19 protein-coding genes are annotated in these 19596 nt (G+C 61.6%); 11 read left to right on the plus strand and 8 right to left on the minus strand.

Features of this window, described 5'->3' with window-relative positions; genetic code table 11:
• The first annotated feature begins 15 nt into the window (after positions 1-15).
• Both AO268_RS21375 and AO268_RS21380 read left to right on the plus strand, forming a co-directional pair.
• Positions 16-1014: an ATP-binding protein gene (locus tag AO268_RS21375; protein ID WP_099169760.1), complete on the plus strand. Its 999-nt coding sequence runs from the start codon at positions 16-18 to the stop codon at positions 1012-1014.
• Between the two features lie 53 nt (positions 1015-1067).
• The gene (locus tag AO268_RS21380; protein ID WP_099169761.1) at positions 1068-1670 is read left to right on the plus strand and encodes a vWA domain-containing protein; all 603 of its coding nucleotides are present in this window, start codon (positions 1068-1070) and stop codon (positions 1668-1670) included.
• Positions 1671-1796: 126 nt separating this feature from the next.
• Here the strand turns inward: AO268_RS21380 and AO268_RS21385 are convergent, their stop codons facing one another.
• On the minus strand, positions 1797-2744 hold the full coding sequence (locus AO268_RS21385) for a DUF1853 family protein (protein WP_099169762.1): 948 nt from the start codon (positions 2742-2744) through the stop codon (positions 1797-1799).
• A gap of 154 nt (positions 2745-2898) precedes the next feature.
• Here AO268_RS21385 and AO268_RS21390 point away from each other — a divergent pair, with 154 nt between their 5' ends.
• The 8 genes from AO268_RS21390 to AO268_RS21425 all read left to right on the plus strand — a co-directional run bounded on the left by AO268_RS21390 (position 2899) and on the right by AO268_RS21425 (position 11160).
• On the plus strand, positions 2899-3789 hold the full coding sequence (locus AO268_RS21390; RefSeq protein ID WP_010210870.1) for an NAD(+) kinase: 891 nt from the start codon (positions 2899-2901) through the stop codon (positions 3787-3789).
• Positions 3786-4760 (plus strand): metallophosphoesterase, encoded by a 975-nt coding sequence (locus AO268_RS21395; protein ID WP_169864230.1) that lies wholly within the window; start codon positions 3786-3788, stop codon positions 4758-4760. The genes AO268_RS21390 and AO268_RS21395 overlap by 4 nt, the downstream gene beginning before the upstream one ends.
• Positions 4757-5626: a rhomboid family intramembrane serine protease gene (locus AO268_RS21400; protein ID WP_099169764.1), complete on the plus strand. Its 870-nt coding sequence runs from the start codon at positions 4757-4759 to the stop codon at positions 5624-5626. The genes AO268_RS21395 and AO268_RS21400 overlap by 4 nt, the downstream gene beginning before the upstream one ends.
• A 30-nt stretch (positions 5627-5656) precedes the next feature.
• The gene (locus AO268_RS21405) at positions 5657-5917 is read left to right on the plus strand and encodes a YeaC family protein (protein ID WP_029291449.1); all 261 of its coding nucleotides are present in this window, start codon (positions 5657-5659) and stop codon (positions 5915-5917) included.
• Entirely contained in the window at positions 5914-6744 is an 831-nt protein-coding gene (locus tag AO268_RS21410; RefSeq protein ID WP_076961069.1) for a DUF2797 domain-containing protein, read from the plus strand. The genes AO268_RS21405 and AO268_RS21410 overlap by 4 nt, the downstream gene beginning before the upstream one ends.
• 13 nt (positions 6745-6757) lie before the next feature.
• Complete coding sequence (gene pepN / locus AO268_RS21415; RefSeq protein ID WP_099169765.1) at positions 6758-9415, plus strand: aminopeptidase N; 2658 nt, start codon at positions 6758-6760, stop codon at positions 9413-9415.
• A complete protein-coding gene (zapE, locus tag AO268_RS21420) occupies positions 9412-10521 on the plus strand; it encodes a cell division protein ZapE (protein WP_099169766.1) in 1110 nt (369 codons plus the stop codon). Before pepN ends, zapE begins: the two co-directional genes overlap by 4 nt.
• Positions 10522-10668: 147 nt before the next feature.
• Positions 10669-11160, plus strand: a complete 492-nt coding sequence (locus tag AO268_RS21425) for a GNAT family N-acetyltransferase (protein ID WP_076961066.1) — start codon at positions 10669-10671, stop codon at positions 11158-11160.
• A 134-nt stretch (positions 11161-11294) separates the two neighbouring features.
• Here the strand turns inward: AO268_RS21425 and AO268_RS21430 are convergent, their stop codons facing one another.
• The 5 genes from AO268_RS21430 to AO268_RS21450 form a co-directional block, all read right to left on the minus strand.
• Entirely contained in the window at positions 11295-11516 is a 222-nt protein-coding gene (locus AO268_RS21430; protein ID WP_076961065.1) for a hypothetical protein, read from the minus strand.
• Between the two features lie 171 nt (positions 11517-11687).
• A complete protein-coding gene (locus AO268_RS21435; protein ID WP_099169767.1) occupies positions 11688-13583 on the minus strand; it encodes an amidohydrolase in 1896 nt (631 codons plus the stop codon).
• 44 nt (positions 13584-13627) lie between these two features.
• Positions 13628-13900 (minus strand): XapX domain-containing protein, encoded by a 273-nt coding sequence (locus AO268_RS21440; protein WP_099169815.1) that lies wholly within the window; start codon positions 13898-13900, stop codon positions 13628-13630.
• A 98-nt stretch (positions 13901-13998) separates the two neighbouring features.
• Positions 13999-14682, minus strand: coding sequence for a hydrolase (locus AO268_RS21445; RefSeq protein ID WP_099169768.1), 684 nt, complete (start codon positions 14680-14682; stop codon positions 13999-14001).
• A 151-nt stretch (positions 14683-14833) separates the two neighbouring features.
• The gene (locus AO268_RS21450; protein ID WP_176561402.1) at positions 14834-16258 is read right to left on the minus strand and encodes an alginate export family protein; all 1425 of its coding nucleotides are present in this window, start codon (positions 16256-16258) and stop codon (positions 14834-14836) included.
• A gap of 259 nt (positions 16259-16517) precedes the next feature.
• Between AO268_RS21450 and AO268_RS21455 the strand changes: the two genes are divergently transcribed.
• Positions 16518-17438 (plus strand): LysR family transcriptional regulator, encoded by a 921-nt coding sequence (locus AO268_RS21455; protein WP_099169770.1) that lies wholly within the window; start codon positions 16518-16520, stop codon positions 17436-17438.
• A 95-nt stretch (positions 17439-17533) separates the two neighbouring features.
• On the opposite strand, the gene AO268_RS21460 is transcribed toward AO268_RS21455, so the two are convergent.
• Both AO268_RS21460 and AO268_RS32785 read right to left on the minus strand, forming a co-directional pair.
• Positions 17534-19279, minus strand: coding sequence for a phosphoethanolamine transferase CptA (locus AO268_RS21460; protein ID WP_076961064.1), 1746 nt, complete (start codon positions 19277-19279; stop codon positions 17534-17536).
• A 114-nt stretch (positions 19280-19393) separates the two neighbouring features.
• Complete coding sequence (locus AO268_RS32785; RefSeq protein ID WP_222936214.1) at positions 19394-19543, minus strand: DUF6026 family protein; 150 nt, start codon at positions 19541-19543, stop codon at positions 19394-19396.
• Positions 19544-19596: the final 53 nt, after the last annotated feature.

A 19596-nucleotide genomic window follows, 5' to 3' on the forward strand; every position in this document is an offset into this window, starting at 1 on the left:
CCTTTAGAGTTGACTATGACTGATACCCCCCATTTCCCACTGTCGGCCGTGGTCGGTGCCGACCACCTGAAACTCGCGCTGTGCCTGACCGCCATCGACCCGAGGATCGGTGGCGTGCTGATCGAAGGCCCGCGCGGCATGGCCAAGTCCACCCTGGCCCGTGGCCTGGCGGACCTGTTGGCCAGCGGGCAGTTCGTCACCTTGCCCCTGGGCGCCACCGAAGAACGCCTGGTGGGCACCCTGGACCTGGACGCCGCCCTGGCCGAAGGCCGTGCGCAGTTCTCCCCGGGGGTGCTGGCCAAGGCTGACGGCGGCGTGTTGTACGTGGATGAAGTCAACCTGCTGCCCGATCACCTGGTGGACTTGTTGCTCGACGTCGCCGCCAGTGGCACCAACCTGATCGAGCGCGATGGCATCTCCCACCGGCACTCGGCGCGTTTTGTGCTGATCGGCACGATGAACCCGGAAGAGGGCGAGTTGCGCCCGCAGTTGCTGGATCGGTTTGGTTTCAACGTGGCATTGAGCGGGCAGACTTTGCCGACCGAGCGCGGGCAGATCATCCGTCGGCGCCTGGATTTCGATAGCGACCCTGGGGCGTTCTGCGCGCAGTGGGCTGACCAGCAAGCGGCGCTGCGTGCGCGTTGCACCGAGGCCCGTGCACGCCTGGAAAGCATCGCCCTGGATGACCAGGCCCTGGCGCAGATTACCGAGCGCTGCTTTGCCGCCGGTGTCGACGGCCTGCGTGCCGATCTGGTGTGGTTGCGCGGCGCGCGGGCCCATGCGGCGTGGCGTGGGGTTGCGGCCATCGCTGAAGAAGATATAGAGGCCGTTGCCGAATTTGCCCTGCGCCATCGTCGCCAGGAGCAAGCAGCGCCTGCCAGCAGGCCCGATCAGGGCCAGGCGCCCCAGCCTTCAGATAGCGCGTCCGGCCAGGGCCAATGGGGCGACATGCCCGCACCCGCATTGCCCACGGGTGCTCGCCGAGAAGTGCCTAGCTGGCCAAAAAAGCCCTAGGCATCCGCCCCCGACCTGATACGGGGGCGGATGCCCGTCCCAAAGCAGGGCGACTGGACAGGGGCCGCCAGGGCAAGGCGCTCAGCGCGCAGCAGGGCTCGGTCAACTGGCCGGGCACCTTGCTGGGAGGGCGACCGCAAGCGCGTGAAGACTTGCGCTACCACCTGCGCAGCCGCTCGGCCCATGAGCTTTGGTTGGTAGTTGTCGATGCGTCAGCGTCCACTCGGCGGCACCAGGCCTTGAGCGATGCCAAGGGCTTGCTCGCGCAAGTGTTCGACGACGCCTATCGGCAGCGGGCGCGCATGGCGCTGCTGACGGCCAGCGGGCAGGTGCCGAACTGGCAGGTCCAAGGCTTGAAAGCGGCCAAGGGCCTGGGGCGCTGGCTGGATGGCCTGGGGGCGGGCGGTGGTACGCCACTGCTGGCGGCGTTGACCGAGGCTGGGCATTGGCTGGCGGCGCGGCGCAAGCGGTATCCGGCTGAGCAGCAGCGGTTGCTGGTGATTACCGATGGCCGGCTCAAAGATATCGGTCACTTGCCGGTGCTGGATTGCCTGGGGCTGTTGGTGGATATCGAACGTGGGCCGATCCGGCTGGGGCGGGCGCGGGAGCTGGCCGCCGGGTTGCAGGTGGATTATCGGCATATTGATAGCCTGTAGCGCTGCTTGCTACCGCTATCGCAGGCAAGCCAGCTCCCACAGTTGACCGAGTAGGTCCTTTGGAATGCGCTTGAATGTGGGAGCTGGCTTGCCTGCGATAAGGCCCTCAAACCCACCGCAAAACTATCAGCTAGCCCCCGGTACATTCGGCCAAAGATCCGCCACCAGAAACAGCCGCTCCGCTTCCTGCCAATCCCCACCGCTCTGCATCATGCGCACCAACAACTGCGCCGGCGCCATCGGATCAAGGTCGGCCAGCCAGCGCTGCATCTGCTCCTCACTCCAGATTTCCCCTGCCGGGTAATGCGCCGGCGCGAGCCAGGCATGGCGGGGCAGGGGTTGCCAGCGGCCCGGAGGGCTGGCATTGATAAAATCCAGCCAATCGCGCTGATGCAACCAGCTCCCACGCAAATGCTGTGGATGGGCGCCGAGGGGCGGTTCGGCCTCGCCGGGCCAGGGGTACAGCAGGTAGCCGCCGAGCCACAGATGGGCGGTGAAATCCCGGACATCCAGGGCCGCCAGCATCTCCCTGCTTTGCGCCCGCGCCGAGATGGGCAGTTGATGGTCCGCCAGATGGGCCAGCTTGCGGTCCAGGCGGTCGTGACAACCCGGGCCCAGCCATTGCGCGGTATCACGGCCGTCGCCCTCTTGCGGGCCCAGGTAGAGCTTGATCGCCAGTTCCAGGTGATGCACGCCATCCCGGTCGCGCAGCAGCATATCCAGCTCACCCAGGGTGTGCCCGGCCTGGCGGATCGGCAGGTTGGCTGCCAGCAACTCCACCCCCGGGGCATGCTGCACGGCAAACTGCCACAGACGTTCGTAATACAGGCCCAGGCGCCGGGTACGCGCCAGGCTCAGCCAATGCAGCAGGGGGCTGCTGTCCTGGTCCAGTTGCCGCAGCCATTGCTCCAGTGCCGCAGGTTGCTGCACCCAGTCGCTGCCGGCCAGGGGGTGGCGTTGCGGCCAAGGGGTTTGTTCCAGCATCGGCGGGGCGAGGATCACCCACGCCAGGTCCCGCACCTCGGGATGACGTAATTGACGGGGCAAATGGTGCAGGTCGGGAAACGGATTCATGGTCCGAGCATAGCTGTTTCCTACTCGCTGCGGGACCGTGGCGGGTGTTGAGAACCGTTGTTGTCTGGCCCTGCGGCGACAAAGGATTTTGTCTAATGCGGCCTTTCGCCCATAATCGTTCTTTTTTGCCAGACCCAAACCCTGCAGGAGCCCCATGGAGCAATTTCGCAATATCGGCATCATCGGTCGCCTGGGCAGTACCCAGGTTCTGGACACGGTCCGCCGGCTGAAAAAGTTTCTGCTTGAGCGCCACCTGCATGTGATCCTCGAAGACACCATCGCCGAGATTCTGCCGGGCCACGGCCTGCAAACCTCATCGCGCAAAATGCTCGGTGAAGTCTGCGACATGGTGATTGTGGTCGGCGGCGACGGCAGCCTGCTGGGCGCGGCCCGGGCCCTGGCGCGGCATAACGTGCCGGTGCTGGGGATCAACCGGGGCAGCCTGGGGTTCCTCACCGATATCCGCCCCGATGACCTGGAAGTCGAAGTGGCCAAGGTGCTGGACGGCCACTACCTGGTGGAAAACCGCTTCCTGCTGCAAGCCGAAGTGCGCCGCCATGGCGAAGCCATCGGCCAGGGCGATGCCCTCAACGATGTGGTGCTGCACCCCGGCAAGTCGACACGGATGATCGAGTTCGAGCTGTATATCGACGGCCAGTTCGTCTGCAGCCAGAAGGCCGACGGCCTGATCGTCGCCACCCCCACCGGTTCCACGGCCTATGCGCTGTCGGCGGGCGGGCCGATCATGCATCCCAAGCTCGATGCCATTGTGATCGTGCCGATGTACCCCCATATGTTGTCCAGCCGGCCGATTGTGGTCGATGGCAACAGTGAGCTGAAAATCGTGGTCTCCAAAGACATGCAGATCTACCCGCAAGTCTCCTGTGACGGGCAGAACCACTTTACCTGCGCCCCCGGTGACACCATCACCGTGAGCAAAAAGGCGCAGAAGCTGCGGTTGATCCACCCGCTGGATCACAACTACTACGAAGTGTGTCGCACCAAGCTGGGCTGGGGCAGCCGCTTGGGGGGTGGAGGCGACTGATGCTCGATCCCGCGCGTAGCTACGACCTGATTGGGGACGTGCACGGTTGCGCTCATACCCTTGAGCACCTGCTCGACCAGATGGGTTACCACAAGCAGGGCGGCACCTGGCGCCATCCTTCCCGCATGGCGGTGTTCCTCGGCGATATCATCGACCGGGGGCCACGGATCCGCGAGGCGCTGCATATCGTCCACGATATGGTCGAGGCCGGCCAGGCGCTGTGCATCATGGGCAACCATGAGTTCAACGCCCTGGGCTGGAGCACCCTGGCGCCGCCGGGCAGTGGCAAGCAGTACGTGCGCGAACATACGCCACGCCATGCGCGGTTGCTCCACGAGACCCTGACCCAGTTCGAGCACCATCCTGGCGACTGGCACGACTTCCTCGCCTGGTTCTACGACATGCCGTTGTTTGTCGATGCCGGGCGTTTCCGCGTGGTGCATGCCTGCTGGGATGGGGGGCTGATCGAGCCGTTGCGCGGGCAATTCCCCGACGGCTGCATCGACGAGCATTTTTTGCAGGCCGCCGCCGTGCCCGGCAGTTTTGCCTGCAACGCCTTCGACCGCCTGCTGCGCGGCACCGATATGCGCCTGCCGGATGGCCTGACGCTGACCGGTGGCGATGGCCTGACCCGTTCGTTCTTCCGCACCAAGTTCTGGGAAGACGACCCGAAAACCTACGGCGATATCGTGTTCCAACCCGATGCCTTGCCCGATCCGGTGGCCCGCACGCCGTTGTCTTCAACCGAGAAAAACGCCCTGTTGCGCTATGGCGTCGATGAACCCTTGCTGTTTGTCGGCCATTACTGGCGCAGCGGCAAACCGGCGCCGATCCGCTCTAACCTGGCCTGCCTGGACTACAGCGCAGTGCTCTATGGCAAGCTGGTGGCCTATCGCCTGGACCAGGAAACCCGCCTCGACCCGAACAAGTTCGTGTGGGTCGATGTCGAGCGCCCCGAGGTGATTTCATGAGTAGTGTGGCCGTTTTACGCCTGCCGCTGAATGTGGACCTGGCGGGCTTCGTCAAACTGTTGCAGCGCATGCAAGTGCCCCATCGTGTCAGCGAGGAAGCCGGCGAGCAGGTGCTGTGGGCGCCCGAAGCCATCAGCGAGGACGTGCGCAGCCTGTATCAGCGTTTCCCGGCCGGTGACCCGGACCAGCAGCTGGATATTCCCCAGGAACCGGTAGCCAAGCGCGCCGGCTTCCTCCTGCAATTGCGCCACAGCCCGCTGACCGCGGGTGTGTTGCTGCTGAGCCTGATCGTCGGTGCGGTCACGATGCTCGGCGACAACCTGCAAGCCATGAGCTGGCTGACGTTCCTCAATTTCCATGTGGCCGGTGAATACCTGTACTTCACGCCCCTGGCCGATAGTCTGGCGGCGGGGCAGTGGTGGCGGCTGGTGACGCCGATGCTGATCCACTTCGGCATCCTGCACCTGGCCATGAATGGCATGTGGTACTGGGAGCTGGGGCGGCGGATCGAGGCGCGCCAGGGCAGTATCAACCTGCTGGGCCTGACCCTGCTGTTCAGCCTGGCCTCCAATTACGCGCAATACACCTTTGGCGGGCCGGGCCTGTTCGGTGGTTTGTCCGGCGTGCTGTACGGCCTGTTGGGCCATTGCTGGATCTACCAGATGCTCGCGCCCAACCCGACGTATCGCCTGCCGCGCGGCGTCTTGGTGATGATGCTGGTGTGGCTGGTGCTGTGCCTGTCGGGCCTGGTCTCGATGATCGGCTTCGGCGAAATCGCCAATGCGGCCCATGTCGGCGGCCTGGTGGCAGGTTGTATCACCGGTTTGCTCGGCGGGTTGTACAGCCGCCATAAACGTCATGCTTGAATCTCTGCCCATTCTTTAAGGAAGAGTCTTATGTCCTCTTTTGCTGAAATGATCGAAAACATCACCCCGGATATCTACCAGAGCCTCAAGCTCGCCGTGGAAATTGGCAAATGGTCCGATGGCCGCAAGCTCACTGCCGAACAGCGCGAGCTGTCGTTGCAGGCGATGATCGCCTGGGAACTGCAGAACCTGCCGGAAGACCAGCGCACTGGTTATATGGGCCCGCAGGAATGCCAATCGAAGTCGACCCCGGTGGAAAACATCCTGTTCAAGTCGGATGCCATCCATTGATTGAGATTGGCCGTGGTGCAGTCAGCAAGATGTCGGCGCAACTGGGTTCGCCGACCGTCCAATACGCTTTTCGCCTGGGCGACAGCGAGGTGCCGGTCAACCCGTTGATTGGCACTCATATACGCCTGGAATACCTCGGTGCGATCCACTGCACCCATTGCGGACGCAAGACCAAGACCAGCTTCAGCCAGGGCTATTGCTACCCGTGCATGACCAAGCTGGCCCAGTGCGACCTGTGCATCATGAGCCCCGAGCGCTGCCATTTCGATGCCGGCACCTGCCGCGACCCGGCCTGGGGCGAAAAATTCTGCATGACCGACCATGTGGTGTACCTGGCGAACTCGTCGGGGATCAAGGTCGGCATCACCCGCGCCAGCCAGTTGCCCACGCGCTGGCTGGACCAGGGCGCGAGCCAGGCATTGCCGATCATGCGCGTGGCCACACGCCAGCAATCGGGCTTCGTCGAGGATGTACTGCGCAGCCAGGTCGCCGACAAGACCAACTGGCGCGCCTTGCTCAAGGGCGATGCCGTGGCGGTGGACCTTGCGCAGGTGCGCGACGAGTTGTTCATCTCCTGCGCCGACGGCCTGTTGCAATTGCAGGAACGCTTTGGCTTGCAGGCCATCCAACCGGTAACCGATATCGAGCCCCTCGAAATCCGCTACCCGGTGGAGCATTATCCGGCCAAGATCGTCAGTTTCAACCTGGACAAGAACCCGATTGCCGAAGGCACGCTGCTGGGGGTCAAGGGCCAATACCTGATCTTCGATACCGGCGTTATCAATATTCGTAAATACACGGCTTACCAGCTCGCCGTGCATCAGTAGAAGGATTTCACGCATGCGCACCGAACAACCGAAGATGATTTACCTGAAGGACTATCAGGCGCCCGAGTACCTGATCGACGAGACCCACCTGACCTTCGAGTTGTTCGAGGACCATAGCCTGGTCCACGCGCAGCTGGTGATGCGCCGCAATCCCGAGCGCGGCGCCGGCTTGCCGCCATTGGTACTGGACGGCCAGCAACTGGAGCTGTTGAGCGTGACCCTGGGCGACCGGGAGCTGAGCGTCGCCGACTACCAGTTGACTGACAGCCACCTGACCCTGCACCCGACCAGCGACACCTTTACGGTCGATACCAGCGTGCGCATCCACCCGCAAACCAACACCGCCCTGGAAGGCCTGTACAAGTCCGGCGGCATGTTCTGCACCCAATGCGAGGCCGAGGGCTTTCGCAAGATCACCTACTACCTGGACCGCCCGGACGTGATGAGCACGTTCACCACCACGGTGATCGCCGAGCAGCACAGCTATCCGGTACTGCTGTCCAACGGCAACCCGATTGCCAGCGGCCCCGGCGAAGATGGCCGGCACTGGGCGACCTGGGAAGACCCGTTCAAGAAGCCGGCCTACCTGTTTGCCCTGGTGGCCGGTGACCTGTGGTGCGTCGAAGACACCTTCACCACCATGAGCCAGCGCACCGTGGCGCTGCGCATCTATGTCGAGCCGGAAAACATCGACAAGTGCCAGCACGCCATGAACAGCCTGAAGAAGTCCATGCGTTGGGATGAAGAGGTCTACGGTCGCGAATACGACCTGGATATCTTCATGATCGTCGCGGTCAACGACTTCAATATGGGCGCCATGGAAAACAAGGGCCTGAATATCTTCAACTCCAGCGCCGTGCTGGCTCGCGCCGAGACCGCGACCGACGCTGCGCACCAGCGGGTCGAGGCCATCGTCGCCCACGAGTACTTCCACAACTGGTCGGGCAACCGCGTGACCTGCCGCGACTGGTTCCAGCTGTCGCTCAAGGAAGGCTTTACGGTATTCCGTGACTCGCACTTCTCCGCCGACATGAACTCGGCCACCGTCAAGCGGATCCAGGATGTGGCCTACCTGCGCACCCACCAATTCGCCGAAGATGCCGGGCCCATGGCCCACGCGGTGCGCCCGGACAGCTTTATCGAGATTTCCAACTTCTACACCCTGACCGTGTACGAAAAGGGTTCGGAAGTAGTTGGCATGATCCACACCTTGCTCGGCGCCGAAGGTTTCCGCAAAGGCAGCGACCTGTACTTTGAGCGCCACGACGGCCAGGCCGTGACCTGTGACGACTTTATCAAGGCCATGGAAGATGCCAACGGCGCCGACCTGACCCAGTTCAAGCGCTGGTACAGCCAGGCCGGTACGCCACGGTTGGCAGTCACCGAGTCCTACGATGCCGCGGCCAAGACCTACAGCCTGACTTTCCGTCAGAGCTGCCCGCAAACCCCGGACAACGTAGAAAAGCTGCCGTTCGTGATTCCCGTGGCCCTGGGCCTGCTGGATGCCAATGGTGCCGACCTGCCGTTGCGCCTGGCCGGTGAAGCGGCGGCGCAGGGCACCTCGCGGGTGTTGTCGGTGACGCAAGCCGAGCAGACGTTCACCTTCGTTGATATTGCCGAACAGCCATTGCCATCGCTGCTGCGGGGCTTCTCGGCGCCGGTGAAGCTGAGTTTCCCCTACAGCCGTGACCAGTTGATGTTCCTGATGCAGCACGACAGCGATGGTTTCAATCGCTGGGAGGCGGGCCAGCAACTGGCGGTGCAGGTGTTGCAGGACCTGATCGGCCAACACCAGCAGGGCCAGGCCCTGGTGCTGGATCAACGGCTGGTCAATGCATTGCGCAGCGTGTTGAGCGACGACAGCCTGGACCAGGCCATGGTCGCGGAAATGTTGTCGTTGCCGGGCGAAGCCTACCTCACCGAAATCAGCGAAGTGGCGGATGTCGATGCGATCCACGCCGCCCGCGAGTTTGCGCGCAAGCAGTTGGCCGACCTGTTGTTCGAGGCCCTGTGGCTGCGCTACCAGGCCAACCGCGACCTGTCGCGGCGCACACCTTACGTGGCCTCGGCCGAGCACTTCGCCCGCCGTGCCCTGCAGAACATCGCGCTGTCGTACTTGATGCTCAGCGGCAAGCCAGAAGTGCTGGCCGCCACCCTGGAACAGTTCGACGCGTGCGACAATATGACCGAGCGCCTGACGGCACTGGCGGTGCTGGTCAACTCGCCGTTCGACGCCGAGAAGGCCAAGGCCCTGCAAGTGTTTGCCGAGAACTTCAAGGACAACCCGCTGGTCATGGACCAATGGTTCAGCGTCCAGGCCGGGAGCGTGTTGCCGGGCGGGCTGGCGCGGGTCAAGGCGCTGATGCAGCACCCGGCGTTCAATATCAAGAACCCGAACAAGGTGCGTGCGTTGGTGGGGGCCTTCGCCGGGCAGAACCTGATCAACTTCCACGCCGCCGATGGCTCGGGTTATCGCTTCCTGGCGGACCTGGTCATCGAGCTGAATGCCTTCAACCCGCAGATTGCCTCGCGGCAGTTGGCGCCACTGACCCGCTGGCGCAAATACGACAGCGCCCGCCAGGCATTGATGAAGGCTGAGCTGGAACGCATCCGCGGTTCGGGCGAGCTGTCCAGCGATGTGTTTGAGGTGGTCAGCAAAAGCCTCGCATGACGACGGACTCACCACTGGTCGCCTACCAACAGGCCCTGGCCAATGGTTTTGTGGCCGACGCTGCGCAACGCCAGGCGGTAAACGCTTTGCAGGTGTGCCATGAGGCGTTGCATCGAGCTGCCAGCGCGCCGGTCACCGGGGTTTATCTCTGGGGGCCGGTGGGCCGTGGCAAGACCTGGCTGATGGACCAGTTCTACCAGAGCCTGCGGGTGCCTGCGCGACGCCAGCACTTTCATCACTTCATGGGCTGGGTCCACCAGCGCTCGTTCCAGCTGACCGGCACTCCTGACCCGTTGCGAGCCCTGGCCCGTGAATTGGCCAGGGAGGTGCGGGTGCTGTGTTTCGACGAACTGTTCGTCAATGATATTGGCGATGCGATCATCCTCGGGCGCCTGTTCCAGGTGATGTTCGACGAAGGGGTGGTGATGGTCTGCACGTCCAACCAGCCGCCGGGGCAGTTGTACGCCGATGGTTTCAACCGCGAGCGCTTTATGCCGGCCATCGCAGCGATCCAGGCGCATATGCAGGTGGTGGCGGTCGACGGCCGGGAGGATCACCGTTTGCACCCGGGCACCGCCGTGCAGCGCTATTGGGTGGACCAGCCCGAGGCGCTGGCCAGGGTCTTTGAGGCGTTGAGCCAGGGCCAGGCCCGCAGCAGTGAACCGGTGATCGTTGGCTCGCGGGCGATTGTCACGGTGCAGTCCAGCGAAACCATCCTGTGGTGCCGCTACGCCGACCTGTGCGAGCAACCGCTGGCGGCCATGGATTTCATGCAGCTATGTGATCGCTATCGCGCCATTTTACTCGGCGAAGTGCCCGGTTTGAGTGCTTCGACACGTCCCGGGCGGATTGCCCGCGGCACCGAGGATGGTGCCCGGCGCGTGGAGGCGGGCGACCGTGAGTTGCCGGCGTTGTCCGTGCACGATGACAGTGTGCGGCGCTTTATCGCTCTGGTCGATGAGTGTTACGACCGGAAGGTGCCATTATCCATCGAAGCCAAGGTGCCTCTGGCCGCGCTATACACCGAGGGTTACCTGGCGTTTGCGTTCCGCCGCACCCTCAGTCGTCTGCAGGAGATGCAGTTGCAACGTTTTGACCAACGATGACTGGCGGGTCATGGGCACAACCGGCGACCTGTTGACCTTTTCCCGCGCCAACTTGTAGCTAATCTCCTTCATCTAACGCCTACACCGCGCTTACAATCGAGCTTTTGCGGGGAGCTCATCCCTGCCGGGCCGTTATCGAGGAAGGAAATGGAAGCCGCAGAAATATTGGTGCTGCAAGCCAGCTACAGCAACCCTGTACATGCCGAGGCCATTGGCCTGTTGCTCAATCACTATGCACAAGACCCCATGGGCGGCGGCCACGGCTTGTCCGCCGACCTGCTGCAACAATTGCCGGCAGAGCTGGCCAAGCGCGCCCATGCCTTCAGTGTGCTGGCCTTTGTCGGCGGGGAGCCGGCCGGGCTGGTGAACTGTTTCGAGGGGTTTTCGACCTTCGCCTGCCGGCCGCTGGTCAATGTGCATGATGTGGTGGTCAAGGAGCCGTTCCGCGGCCTGGGCCTGAGCCAGAAAATGCTGCAGAAGGTCGAGGAAATCGCCCGCCAGCGGGGTTGCTGCAAGATCACCCTGGAAGTGCTGGAAGGTAATCCAGTGGCGCAGGCGTCGTATCGCAAGTTCGGGTTTGATGACTCGATCTTCGACCCGGCCCATGGCCGCATGTTGTTCTGGAGCAAAGCCCTCTAATTACGTCTGCCTGATCGTTCCCACGCTCCGTGTGGGAATGCTGCCCTGGACGCTCTGCGTTTGCCCTTGAGAGCGGGACGCGGAGCGTCCCAGGAGCCATTCCCACGCGGAGCGTGGGAACGATCAGTAGGGCATCAGCTCTTGGGTTGTTCAGTGTCCTGCGCCTGTTCGACAGAACCGGATTTGGCATCCTTGGTATCGACCGACGCCGTGTGTTCGGCATCGTCGTGGATTTGCTTCTGGCTGAAACTGAAGTCGTTGAAATACTCCTTCACGCGATCCGAGCCACCTTCGGCGAAGGCGGCCACGGAAGTCAGGCTCATCAGGCCGGCAAGCATCAAGGTTGAAAGTTTCATTGCATAGATTCCCATTAAAAGTGATCGGTATCTGCACCATCTCTGATCAGATTTAAGGGAAGAGTCTGTAGGAAACTTGTTAAGTGGGAATTAACACGAATAAACGGCAAGCTGGCCGCACAGGGTGGCCAGTTCGCGATCAGGCATAACGAACGTTGATCTAGAGCGCGCTTATACGGCCCAGCAGGAGCAACCCAGGGCACCGAAGAAACCCTTGAGGTCGGACACCGGCGTCTGCGAACCCCAGGCCCGCGCATGGTCATGCCCGTGTAGGCCACAGGCGCTGGCACAACCGCAGGAAGCAACCGCCTGCGCGTGCTGCGGTGCCAGGGAGTTCTTGCCGGCACCGTCCGGCTCGCCCCAGGCGCCATAGCCCTTGAAGGTGCGTGTCGGCGACCAGTCGGGCATCGCCGGTGGCAGCGGGTTGTCGTCATGCTCGGCAAACTCCCCCTCGCCATAGACCACACGGCCGCCGACCACGGTCAAATGCGAGGTCAGGAACGAAATTTCATCCTCGCAGATGCCAAAGAAGTCTTTGCTCGGCACGATGAAGTCGGCGAACTGGCCTACCGAAATGCGACCGCGTTTTCCTTCTTCGTTGGAGAACCAGGCAACGTTCTCGGTCCACATGCGCAACGCTGTCTCGCGGTCGAGCAGGTTGGCCCGTGGATAAAGACCGAGGCCGCCGACTGTCTTGCCGGTGATCATCCAGGACAGTGACACCCATGGGTTGTATGAGGCCACGCGGGTGGCGTCGGTGCCGGCCGAGACCTTGACACCCTTTTCCAGGATGCGTTTGATCGGTGGGGTTGCCTCGGCAGCGCGGGTGCCGTAACGCTCAACGAAATACTCGCCCTGGTAGGCCATGCGGTGCTGTACGGCGATGCCGCCGCCCAAGGCCGCAATGCGGTCGATGGACTGCTCGGAGATGGTCTCGGCGTGGTCGAAGAACCAGTTGAGACCTTGCAAGGGGATATCCTGATTCACCTTCTCAAACACGTCGAGCGCACGAGAGATGGTTTCGTCATAGGTGGCGTGCAGGCGCCAGGGCCACTTGTTCTGCGCCAGAATGCGTACGACCTCTTCCAACTCGACTTCCATTTGTGGTGGCATGTCCGGGCGCTCGACGCGGAAGTCCTCGAAGTCGGCAGCCGAGTACACCAGCATTTCGCCAGCGCCGTTGTGACGGAAGTAGTCGTCACCCTGCTTGTAGGTGACTGATTTAGTCCAGTTGAGGAAGTCCTCTTTTTCCTCCTTGGGTTTCTGGGTGAACAGGTTGTAGGCCAGGCGTACGGTGATCTGGCCGTCATCGGCCAACTTCTGGATAACTTCGTAGTCTTCAGGATAATTCTGGGAGCCGCCGCCGGCGTCGATCACGCCGGTCACTCCCAGGCGATTGAGTTCGCGCATGAAGTGACGGGTGGAGTTGATCTGGTATTCCAGCGGCAGCTTCGGCCCCTTGGCCAGCGTGGAATACAGGATCGTCGCATTCGGTTTGGCCAGTAGCAGGCCAGTGGGGTTGCCGTTGCTATCGCGGACGATTTCGCCACCTGTGGGCGCCGGGGTGTCTTTGGTATAGCCTGTGGCGCGTAGCGCGGCGCCATTAAGCAGGGCGCGGTCGTACAGATGCAGCAGGAAAACCGGGGTGTCCGGCGCAATCGCGTTGATCTCGGCGAGTGTCGGCAGGCGCTTCTCGACGAACTGTTGCTCGGTAAAGCCGCCCACCACGCGCACCCACTGCGGGACCGGGGTGATGGCAACCTGGCGCTTGAGCATCTCTAGCGCATCGGCCAGCGAGCGTACGCCGTCCCAGCGCAGCTCCAGATTGTAGTTCAGACCGCCGCGCACCATATGGGTATGGTTGTCGAGCAGGCCGGGCAGCACATGTTTGCGCTTGAGATCGATGCATTTAGTACGAGCACCGGCCAGTGCGAGGATTTCCTGGTCGTCGCCGACGGCGACAAAACAGCCGGCCTGGACAGCCACGGCACTGGCAACTGGTTTGCTGCGGTCCAGTGTAGTGATCTGGCCGTTGAAAAAAATAGCGTCAGGATAAGAATGGGACACGGTGGTTGCTCCTTGGATCGGGCGCTATGAAATGGCTGAGGCGATCACGCCTGTTTGTTTTCGGCCGCGTTGTCCTTCCCATGGTGACCGGGCAACTGACTTAAGGCTTGGTCAGTGGCTTGAGGCTTCTCACTGGCTGTACTGAAAGCGGTTCCGCTCAATAACTGCTTGCCGACCGGAATGGCCTGCTCGCCGATCAGGATGCCGAGCAGGCCGACTAGTGCCACCAACGGTGGCGCGGGAGAGCGGACGCTCAACAGGCTGTAAATGAGGCCAACGAGCAAACCGGCGCCAAGGGACAAGACATAGAGCTTCATTTTCACCTCGGACAAGAGAGTGGATGCACAGCAAGCGTAAGGCCGCATAAATATCCAGCACCGGGCAGCGGTCTACCCCCGGTACTTGGATGCTCGTCTTATTTGACCGGGTTGGGGCCGATACGCTCGCCATGCTGCACGCGCTCTGGAGCCTTGTGAACCATGGTATAGGCGTAATCCACGCCCATGCCGTAGGCGCCGGAGTGCTCTTTGACCAAGGCCATCACGTCGTCGTAGGTTTCCTTGCGAGCCCAGTCGCGCTGCCATTCCAGCACCACCTGCTGCCAGGTCACCGGCACTGCACCAGCCTGCACCATGCGATCGATAGCATACTTATGGGCATCTGAGGATGTGCCGCCGGAAGCGTCGGCCACCAGGTAGATTTCATAGTCGCCGTCACGCATGGCTTCGAGGGCGAAAGTGGTGTTGCACACCTCGGTCCACAAGCCCGAGACGATGATCTTCTTACGGCCGTTGGCGGCTAGCGCGTCGCGTACGTTCTGGTCGTCCCAGGAGTTCATCGAGGTGCGCTCCAGGATCTTGTTCTGCGGGAACACCGCCAGCAGTTCCGGGTAGGTATTGCCGGAGAAGCCCTCAGTCTCCACCGTGGTGATGGTGGTCGGGATCTTGAACGTCTTGGCGCCCTTGGCCAGTGCGACGACGTTGTTCTTCAAGACCTGACGGTCAATTGACTGCACGCCAAAGGCCATCTGCGGCTGCTGGTCGATGAAAATGACCTGGCTGTTCTGCGGGGTTAGCAATTCAAGATACTTGTTGGACATGGTTTTCTCCTTCAGGTGATGAGCCGAGTCTAGGTCTTATATTTTTCATCCAGAATCAGGCAGATCGAATTGCACACTTTCCATTTCTGACAGGGTTGTTTTAATCATCCTGTCATAAACAAGTAGGTGCTTATTCAAGGGTCATTGGTCATCAGAACTTTGCTTGCAGGGTGAATTCAACATAGTCGATATCGCTTGCCGGCCCGGTTTCACGAATGAAACGGCCAGGGAAGAAGCGCGAATAGATCGCAGTCAAGGACAGCCTGCGATTGATATCCCACCGGGTGTTGAACGACAGTTCGGTGCCGACAAAACGCGCGTCGCTCCCCTGAGCGCTACGCAACAGACCGCTACCGGGCGTATACACCCCATCCTGGGTCTGCAAGCGCCAGAAAAAATCGACGTCTGCTGTCATCGTGACAGAGCCGGTCGGCTGGAAGCTGAGGCTCGGATGCAGATTGACGAAGTTGCGCGGCCCCAGTAGCGCCAGTTCAGAGAAATAATTGCCGCGTGGAAACAGTGCATTGAACGATTGGAGGTCATTATCGTCCGGATCCTTGTCGCCACTGGCGGCATTGACCGACAGCCCGAACCGCGGTTGACCGCGAGCGGTCGACCAGGTGTAGCCAGTGTCGGCTGACAGGCTCCAGGCGGCGATGCGACCCTTGCCAAAGCGCCCGCCCTGGGCGATGAGTTCCCAATTCCAGTCCCAGCCAAGGCTTGCGCCCCATAGGCGTGCGCCGAGGGTGTGGCGCTGCTCATCAGCAATGCCCTGATCGAAACGTGCCGACTGGCGCCGATAACCGAGGTAATAAATGTCCAAGGCACTGCCCAATGGCAACTGCGTCGAGGCCGGATGGGAGGCATACAAGCCCCACAGTGCCTGATCGCGGTCGATGCGGTCGTCGAAGTTACCGATCTGTGCGCGTACCGGCCGCGTGGCGATGACATCCGCGCGCCAGGCTCCGGCCTGGATCAGCAAGCGTGCGCCTTCGAAGGTGCGGCGCACATTGGGACCTTCGCGAACGTCAATAAGTCGAGACGAGCCGTAGGCCATTTCCTGGCGACCGACCCGTAGCACCGGGGCGCAATCGCAGCCATCGTTCAACGTGATGTCGGCGAACGCTTGTTGCAGATCCAGGCGGTTCTCGTCAATCGGCGTCGTGGCACCGGCCCTGCCACTTTCCAGGGCGCTGTAGAGTTGCCCGAACAGGCGCAGGCGCTTGCCCAGACTCAGGTCACCATGCAGCAGGTAACGCTGGAGCAGGACACCTCGCGGGTCCTGCGGGTCGCCGCCCCACGCCGGGTTACCGGTGTAGTCATAGTGCCAGCGCACCTCACCGCCCAGCGACAGCCAATGGCTGCCATCGGTGTTCAGCGCAATGTATTTCAACCCGTCCAGAGCATCGGCTCGCTGTGCGGGATCGCGCAGGAACGACCAGTCTTCGCTGTAGCGGGTTTTGGCGAAGGCGGGGCGCGCATCCTGGGCCTGGGTGACGAACGAGGCCAGCAGCAGCGAAATCAGGCTGGAATGCCGTAAGGAGGTGCTATGCCATTTGCGCGTCTGGCCGTGCATTAGCATCCACCGTACTCGTGCTCGCCCAAAGGGGCGCTGGTGGGGGACGACGGTCTCGGAGGTGTATGGAGTAGCCCGCATGCGTCTTCCCAAGGCGAACAAAGTTTGGCTTTGAGCAGTCTAGAGAGGCTTTAGGGCCGTCGAAATAGAGCAAGTGGAATTCCACTCTTTCCATTCTTGATGCCTTATTGGACGCGTTTTGGGCGGCAAAAATAGTAAGGTTATTCACTAATCGAGATTAATTCTTTCGGAAACTGCGATGAAAAAATTACCTGATCTGGAAGCTTGGGCGATCTTCGCCAAAGTGGCGGAAGTGGGTTCGTTTGCCCGGGCCGCCGCAGAACTGTCTTTGTCGCAGGCGACAGTCTCCAAGGCTATCAAACGCCTGGAAACACGCATGAAGACCATGCTGTTTCATCGTACGTCTCGTAACATGACCCTGACGCAAAGTGGTTATGCCGCACAGGAACGTGCCTCTCGCATTCTTGAAGAAGGTGAAGCGGTCGAAGCTGAAGTCACGGAACAGTCCAACAGCCTACGGGGCTTGATCCGGGTTTCGGCGCCGATGTCGTTTGGGATCTCGCGCCTGGCGCCGATCTTGCCAGAATTCATGCAGGCAAACCCCGATGTGGAGCTGGACGTGCAATTCAACGACAAGCAGGTGGGCCTGGTGGCCGAGCGGTTCGATCTGGCGCTGCGAATCGCCAACCTCGTCGATTCGAGTCTGTTGGCACGCCGTCTGTGTCGCGTACGCATCCTGCTGGTCGGCTCGTCGGCCTATTTCGAGCAGCACGGACGACCGCAGCATCCGAGTGATCTCATCCGGCACAAGTCACTGCAATATGCGTATTCACGCAGCGGGACGACCTGGCACTTTCGGCATAAGCAACATGGCGAATTCGCGCAAGCCATGCTTGCCAATCTGCATGTGAACAATGCCGAGGCATTGACACCGGCGTTGTTGGCCGGACTGGGAGTGGCGCTACAGCCTGAGTTCCTGGTCTGGTCGGGTCTGCAGTCGGGAGCGCTGGAAACAGTCATGGATGATTGGGAAGTGGAGCCCATTGCGCTGCACATCGTGACGCCACCAGGGCGCAGTCGGCCAGCACGCGTGCAAGCCCTTATCGAATACCTGGCGAAGCGGTTCACTCAAGAACCATGGGCACGCAGCGCCGATTGAGGGCTGCAAGGGGCTGGCGGACAGGCCCCATGTCCATTAAGGCGAAAGGCCCGGACTGTAGCGCGTTGCACGCCTGAAATCCGAGCCTTCAAACACTACTGCACGACGACGTTGGCCGGCACAGTGCTGGCCTTGGGCTTGATCAGGCTGAAGTCGATCAGGGCCTTTTGCGGACGTTGGTAGGGATCGCCAATCAGCAGCGGCCGTGGCTTGAAGCTGTCGCTGACCAGGCTGCGGCTGCGGTCCAGCTCGTCGAAGCTCAAGCCGGCGAGGTCAGCCCAGGTGTGAATCAACTGCGAGCTGCTGTAAGGCCGTTGCACATCGCCCTGCATATTCCAGTCGTGGGTGGCGCGCCACTTCGGCGAGGCCCAAGTCATGAAGGGGATGGTGTACATCGGCGCCGTCGGCTTGCCCTCGTTACGACCCAGGGTGCCGTGGCCGGCCGAGTCGAACACATCCTCGCCGTGGTCGGAGAGGTACAGCAGGAAACCGTTGGGGTCGGTCTTGGCGTAGTCCTTGATCAGGCTCGACACCACGAAGTCGTTGTACAGCACCGCATTGTCATAGCTGTTGTAGGTGGGCAACTGGTCGTCGTTCACGCCGTCCGGGACACCCTGGCGGTCGGTAAAGGTGTCAAAGCTTGGCGGATAACGGTACTGATAGCTCATGTGGGTGCCCAGCAGGTGCACCACGATCAGTTTGCGCTCAGCCTTGTCGGCGAGGGCCTTGGTGAACGGCTCCAGCACGTCGCCATCGTACTGGCGGGCGTTCTGGTTGCGGTTGTTGTTGAGGTACACCTGCTCGTCGGCCTGTTCGGAGAACGTGGTGAGCATGGTGTTGCGCTTGGTCATGGTCTGTTGGTTGGTGATCCAGAAGGTCTTGTAGCCGGCTTGTTTCATCATGCTGACGATGGACGGGGTCTTGAGATACAGGTCCGGGTGCTCTTCGTCGGCAAAGGTCAGCACCTGTTGCAGCGCCTCGATGGTGTAGGGGCGCGGGGTGATGACGTTGTCGAACACGTCCAGTTGGTCACGCAGCTTGTCCAGCTCCGGGGTAGTCTTGCGCGGGTAGCCGTAGAGGCTCATGCGCTGGCGGTTGGTAGACTCGCCGATCACCAGCACCAGGGTCGACGGCTGGCCGGCCATGCTGTCCTTGAAGTTGCTCAGGGGCGGGATCTTGCTGACGTTATCGAGCATGCCCTGCATGTTGTTCAACTGTTGGGTGTAGCGGCGATAGGCGACGATCATCTGCCACGGCACGGCAGGTTCGACACGGGTTTCAAACCCATCGATGGCCCGCTCCAGGGTGTCGTTGGTGGCGATCTGCTTGACCAGCGGGTAGCCGACAATCGCCAGCACAATGACCGTCGCCGCGACCATCGCCCGGGCCTTGGGCAGATAGACCGGGCGCACGCGGGTCCAGAGGAAAATGGCCAGGGCGGTGTGGGCAATGAAGGCCAGCACGATCCACCAGGCAAAGTATTGGGTGGCGTATTCGCCGGCTTCAGAGATGTTCGACTCGAACATGATGAAGATGACGCTCTGGGAAAACTCCTGCTGGTAGATAAAGAAATAGCCCAGGCTGGCCATGGAACAGGCCCACAGCACCACACCGATCAACGCGGCGAGCAGCCGGGCGCGGCGCGGGAACAGGAGCATCGGCGCCAACCACAGCGCGCTCATGAAGAACGCCTGGCGGAACCCACTGAAGCCGGAGGTGCCGGTCAGTTGGATCAGCAGTTGAGTAATGCCGGAGAAATACCAGAAAAACAGGAACATCCAGCCAAGGCCGGCCCAATCAAACCCTTTTGCAGACTTCGTGCTGCGTTTGAACATCGCCATGCAGCGCTCCAACCCAATAATTGTCCCGGTCGCCAACGCCCATGCGTGAGGCGGCGTTCTGGCGGGGGATTATCGGGAAGGGCTGGTGAAAAGTTTGTGAGTTGGACCAGGGGCTTAGCAGGTGATGGCTTGATTCGTGAGCTGGGCCTGCAATTGCGCACGCAGGCGGATGACTTCCTGCTGCAACTGCTCACGCTCGTCTTTCAACTGGCGCAGCTCGTCGCGGCGGACGGTGACGTAAAGGGTCTGTGGCGGGCGTGTCATCTGTGCAGTGCGCATTGCTTACCTCGCAAATAGCCGGTGTATCGCGGTACCAG

Source organism: Pseudomonas sp. ICMP 8385 (assembly GCF_002699915.1).
Lineage (GTDB): Bacteria > Pseudomonadota > Gammaproteobacteria > Pseudomonadales > Pseudomonadaceae > Aquipseudomonas > Aquipseudomonas gessardii.

Excerpts from the sequence above, each read along its gene's own strand:
- AO268_RS21375 (WP_099169760.1), top strand. The coding sequence starts at position 16 with ATGACTGATACCCCCCATTTCCCACTGTCGGCCGTGGTCGGTGCCGAC.
- AO268_RS21385 (WP_099169762.1), bottom strand. The coding sequence starts at position 2,744 with ATGAATCCGTTTCCCGACCTGCACCATTTGCCCCGTCAATTACGTCAT.
- AO268_RS21390 (WP_010210870.1), top strand. The coding sequence starts at position 2,899 with ATGGAGCAATTTCGCAATATCGGCATCATCGGTCGCCTGGGCAGTACC.
- AO268_RS21400 (WP_099169764.1), top strand. The coding sequence starts at position 4,757 with ATGAGTAGTGTGGCCGTTTTACGCCTGCCGCTGAATGTGGACCTGGCG.
- AO268_RS21405 (WP_029291449.1), top strand. The coding sequence starts at position 5,657 with ATGTCCTCTTTTGCTGAAATGATCGAAAACATCACCCCGGATATCTAC.
- pepN (WP_099169765.1), top strand. The coding sequence starts at position 6,758 with ATGCGCACCGAACAACCGAAGATGATTTACCTGAAGGACTATCAGGCG.
- zapE (WP_099169766.1), top strand. The coding sequence starts at position 9,412 with ATGACGACGGACTCACCACTGGTCGCCTACCAACAGGCCCTGGCCAAT.
- AO268_RS21425 (WP_076961066.1), top strand. The coding sequence starts at position 10,669 with ATGGAAGCCGCAGAAATATTGGTGCTGCAAGCCAGCTACAGCAACCCT.
- AO268_RS21430 (WP_076961065.1), bottom strand. The coding sequence starts at position 11,516 with ATGAAACTTTCAACCTTGATGCTTGCCGGCCTGATGAGCCTGACTTCC.
- AO268_RS21440 (WP_099169815.1), bottom strand. The coding sequence starts at position 13,900 with ATGAAGCTCTATGTCTTGTCCCTTGGCGCCGGTTTGCTCGTTGGCCTC.
- AO268_RS21445 (WP_099169768.1), bottom strand. The coding sequence starts at position 14,682 with ATGTCCAACAAGTATCTTGAATTGCTAACCCCGCAGAACAGCCAGGTC.
- AO268_RS21450 (WP_176561402.1), bottom strand. The coding sequence starts at position 16,258 with ATGCACGGCCAGACGCGCAAATGGCATAGCACCTCCTTACGGCATTCC.
- AO268_RS21455 (WP_099169770.1), top strand. The coding sequence starts at position 16,518 with ATGAAAAAATTACCTGATCTGGAAGCTTGGGCGATCTTCGCCAAAGTG.
- AO268_RS21460 (WP_076961064.1), bottom strand. The coding sequence starts at position 19,279 with ATGGCGATGTTCAAACGCAGCACGAAGTCTGCAAAAGGGTTTGATTGG.
- AO268_RS32785 (WP_222936214.1), bottom strand. The coding sequence starts at position 19,543 with ATGACACGCCCGCCACAGACCCTTTACGTCACCGTCCGCCGCGACGAG.